We start from the raw sequence: 4,494 nt of genomic DNA, 5'->3' as shown, positions 1-4,494 counted from the left end.
GGAGTACGCGCGCAGCGTCGACGTCTGGCTGTTCGACCACGAGGAGGACAAGCACCGGTCGGCGCCCCATCCGGCCGCCGCGGTGGTCGCGGCCCGCACCGGGCGGCCCCAGTACGCCGCCGACCATCCCGGCAACCTGCCCGGCGTCGAGGACCAGCCGCCGTCGGCGCTGGATCCCGGACGGCCGTTGCTGTGCGTGCCGCTGCCGACGCGACGGGCTCCGCTGGGGATCCTGACGCTCTCGCCGCCGGGGGAACGCTGGGACCCGGACGACGCGGTGATGCTGATCGAGCTCACCCGGCGGGCCAGCATCGCGATCGACAACGCCCGGCGCTTCGAGCACAACCGCGACATCGCCGAGACGCTGCAGCGTGCCCTGCTGACGGATCTCCCTACCACGCCGGGTCTCAGCCTCGCGGCGCGGTACCTTCCGGCCACCCACGGGCTGAACATCGGCGGCGACTGGTACGACGCGTTCCCCCAGCGGGACGGCGGTCTCATCACCGTCATCGGAGATGTGACCGGACACGGTCTGCACGCGGCGGTCATGATGAGCCAGCTGCGCACCGCGCTGCGGGCGTACGCCGTCGACGGCGACAGCCCCGGCCGGCTGCTGACCCGCCTGCACCGGTTCCTGCACCACCTCCAGCCGGATCTGTACGCCACCGCCGTCATCGCCCGGTTCCACCCGGACGAGCCCACGCTGACCTGGGCCGCCGCGGGGCATCCCCCGCCGGTGCTGCGCCTGCCCGACGGCACCGTGCGCACCCTCGACGCCAAACCCGGGGCGATGCTCGGCATCCCGCTCACCCAGGAGATCGCCGACCACACGGAGGATCTGGAGCCCGGCTCGACCCTCGCGCTGTACACGGACGGGCTGGTGGAGCGGCGTGCCCAGGGCATAGACCCCGGGATCGAGCGGCTGGCCACGGCGCTCGGCGGGTTCCGGTCCGCGGAACTGGACGCGGACCTGGAGGGCTCGGCGGACCGGCTGCTTCCTCCGCTGCTGAGCGATTCCGAACGGGACGACGACGTGTGTCTGTTGCTGTGTCATGTCCAAGGTCGTGTGGACTCCTGACGGCGGGTCCGGCCGTCCGGGTGTGCACGCGTTCTTCACTCCCGCCTGGTGCTTTTCGGCCACGGTGCGGGCATGGTGGTGATCGACGCGTTCGTCTGCCTGCCGCGTCCGGCTGGCGCGCCGGCCGGAGACACGGTGGGATCGAAAGGGTGCGAACCAGCGATCCAGGGGCAGTCGGAAGGCGTTCGAGGCAGACCGCCTGGAGCCGCAGAAAGGGATGAACACCGTGACACGACCCAGGATCCTGGTGGTTGGCGCAGGCTTCGCCGGTGTGGAGTGCGTCCGCCGTCTGGAACGGAAACTCTCCCCGGACGAGGCGGACGTCACGCTGGTGACGCCGTTCGCCTACCAGCTCTACCTGCCGCTGCTCCCCCAGGTCGCCTCCGGTGTGCTGACGCCGCAGTCGATCGCCGTCTCCCTGCGCCGCAGCAAGAAGTACCGCACGCGGATCATTCCGGGCGGCGCCATCGGCGTGGACCTGAAGTCCAAGGTCTGTGTCATCCGCACCATCACCGACGAGATCGTCAACGAGCCGTACGACTACATCGTGCTGGCGCCCGGCAGCATCACCCGGACCTTCGACATCCCGGGGCTGACGGACCACGCGTTCGGGATGAAGACGCTCGCGGAGGCGGCGTACATCCGTGACCACGTCATCTCGCAGCTGGACCTGGCCGACGCGAGCCAGGACCCCGTGGAGCGGGCCTCGCGGTTGCAGTTCGTGGTGGTCGGCGGCGGTTACGCGGGCACCGAGACCGCGGCGTGCCTGCAGCGGCTGACGCACGCGGCGGTCAAGCGCTACCCGCGGCTGGACCCGAGCCTGATCAAGTGGCATCTGATCGACATCGCGCCGAAGCTGATGCCGGAGCTGGGCGACAAGCTCGGCAGCAGCGCGCAGGAGATCCTGCGCCGGCGGGGCATCGAGATCTCCCTGGGCACCTCCATCGCCAAGGCGGGCCCCGAGGAGGTCACCTTCACCGACGGGCGGGTGATTCCGACCCGCACGCTCATCTGGACCGCCGGAGTGGTCGCCAGCCCGCTCATCGCCACGCTCGGCGCGGAGACCGTCAAGGGCCGGCTCGCGGTCGCCCCGGAGATGAACCTGCCGGGCGACGACGGTGTGTTCGCGCTCGGCGACTCGGCCGCCGTGCCCGACCTGGCCAAGGGGGACGGGGCCATGTGCCCGCCCACCGCGCAGCACGCCCTGCGGCAGGGCAAGCACGTCGCCGACAACGTCATCGCGTCGCTGCGGGGCCAGGTGATGAAGCCGTACGTCCACAAGGACCTCGGGCTCGTCGTCGACCTCGGCGGCACCGACGCGGTCTCCAAGCCGCTGGGCATCGAACTGCGCGGGCTGCCCGCCCAGGCCGTGGCCCGCGGCTACCACTGGTCGGCGCTGCGCACCAACGTGGCCAAGACGCGGGTGATGACGAACTGGCTGCTCAACGCCGTCGCCGGCGACGACTTCGTACGGACGGGGTTCCAGGCCCGCAAGGCCGCCCGGCTGAAGGACTTCGAGTACACGGACGCCTATCTGACGCCGGAGCAGGTGCGGGCGCAGGTCGAGGGGTCGGGCCGGCCGGAGTAGGACCGGGCCGGACGGGAGCATCCGCCCGTGGCATGTCATGCTGAGATACGGATCTTGGTGTGAGTCGGGAGAGAGTGCGGCGGCGTGAGGGCAGCGGGACGCGCGGTGCGGGCACGACTGCGGGACCGGATCGCGGCGTCCGACCCCGGACTGCTGCGTCTGACGGCCGGGTTGCGGACGGTCGGCGCGATCGCCCTCACCCTGGCCGTGCTGTCCCTCTTGCAGACCGATGTGCACCTTCTGGTGGCGGGGGCCATGGCGGCGATGGTCGCCACCTTCGCCATCCGCGAGAAGCAGCTCGGTGCGCAGGCGGTGACGCTCGCACTGGGACTGCCGGTGGCCCTGGCCTCGGTCTCCCTGGGGGCGGTCCTCAACACGCGTGTCGTCGTCGGTGACGCGTTCTTCGTCGTCCTGATCTTCTGTGCGGTCTACGGCCGCCGGTTCGGCGACCGGGGCACCGCGCTCGGACTGATCGGTTTCCAGGTCTACTTCCTGTCCCTGTTCGTCGGCGCCACCGTCTCCACGCTGCCCGCGCTGTGCGGTGCCATGGCCCTGGCGTTCTGTTCCAGTGCCCTGATGCGCTTCGCGGTCGTGCCCGCGACGCCCACCGGTGTGCTGCTGCGGCTGCGCCTGGCCTTCCGCGCCCGGCTGGCCCAGCTGGTGTCCGCGCAAGCAGAACTCCTCGACGCCTCCGCGGACGAGATGGACAAGGCGCTTCAGGCCGTGCGCGAGGGGACCGCCCGGCTCCACGAGACGGCGATGATGATCCAGGACCGGCTGGAGGAGGGCACCCCGGACGAGTCGGCGGCGCGGCTGGTGCAGCGCAGGATCGCGGACGCCGAGATCGCCGCCGAGCGGCTCGGCCTGCTGCTGCTGACCGCCCGCACCGCCGAACGGGCCGACACGCTGACGCTGCACCTGCCGGGCGCGCCCGCCCCGTCGGTCGCCGGGCCGGAGATGCCGGACGAGGCGGGTGCCACGCTGCGCCGCGATCTGCGGGCACTGCACGCCCTGGTGCTGCGGGCCGGCAGCGGCGACACGGGCACCGGTCTCGCCCATGTGCGCAACCGGCTCCTCGGCTACCGGGACGAGGAGAACCTGCCGCCCGCCTCCGCCGCCGTCCAGGACGTCTTCCGCGGCATCGGCGAGTCGGCGCGCGCGGTGCTCGGGCTGCGGATCGCCCTGGACGGTCCGCAGGACGAGTCGGACGACACCCCCGCCACGGCCCGCTCCCGCGAGGAGCTGGACGCCGAGGACGCCGCGATCGACGGCGGCGGCGAGGAGACGGCGCAGGACGAGCAGACGGGTCTGCGACGGCCCACCACGCGTGCGGCCGTGCAGGTCGCCGTCGGATCCGCGCTGGCCATCGTGGGCGGCGAGCTGCTGTCGACGCAGCGCTGGTACTGGGCGGTACTGACGTGCTGGATCGTTTTCCTCAACACCGCCTCGACGGGCGAGATCCTGGTCAAGGGGTACCGGCGGCTGCTGGGCACGGTGTTCGGCGTGGTGGCCGGGATCGTCCTGGCGGGGCTGGTCGGCAACCACACCTGGACGGCGTTCGCCCTGGTCCTGGTGCTGATCTTCGCGATGTTCTACTCGGCGCCGCTGTCGTACACCCTGATGTCGTTCTTCGTCACCGCGATGCTGGGACTGCTGTACACGCTGCTGCACACCTACAGCCTCGACGTGCTCGTGCTGCGCATCGAGGAGACGGCTCTCGGCGCGGCCTGCGGGGTGGTCGCTGCGGCGCTGGTCCTGCCGGTGCAGACGGACCGCCGTACGAACGAGCTGCTGGGCACCGTGCTGGAGCGGCTGGCCGATGTCACCG

Annotated in this window: 3 protein-coding genes; all 3 read left to right on the top strand. The window is 71.6% G+C overall.

The genetic code is table 11. From position 1 onward, the window contains the following. The coding region (locus ABT116_RS39935; protein ID WP_351644837.1) for a PP2C family protein-serine/threonine phosphatase at positions 1-1,078 on the top strand (1,078 nt) is incomplete at its 5' end. A 217-nt stretch (positions 1,079-1,295) separates the two neighbouring features. Next, the gene (locus tag ABT116_RS39930) at positions 1,296-2,666 is read left to right on the top strand and encodes an NAD(P)/FAD-dependent oxidoreductase (RefSeq protein WP_351644834.1); all 1,371 of its coding nucleotides are present in this window, start codon (positions 1,296-1,298) and stop codon (positions 2,664-2,666) included. An 84-nt stretch (positions 2,667-2,750) separates the two neighbouring features. Continuing rightward, positions 2,751-4,494, top strand: a 1,744-nt coding sequence (locus ABT116_RS39925) for an FUSC family protein (RefSeq protein WP_351644831.1), incomplete at its 3' end; no start/stop codon positions are given.

The sequence above is a fragment of the Streptomyces sp. NPDC002130 genome, from assembly GCF_040296465.1.
In the GTDB taxonomy this organism is placed as follows: domain Bacteria; phylum Actinomycetota; class Actinomycetes; order Streptomycetales; family Streptomycetaceae; genus Streptomyces.
This window is presented reverse-complemented; position numbering and strand designations above follow the sequence as displayed.

What these genes read in the sequence shown, in the direction of transcription:
- ABT116_RS39930 (WP_351644834.1), top strand. Translation starts at nt 1,296, where the DNA reads ATGAACACCGTGACACGACCCAGGATCCTGGTGGTTGGCGCAGGCTTC.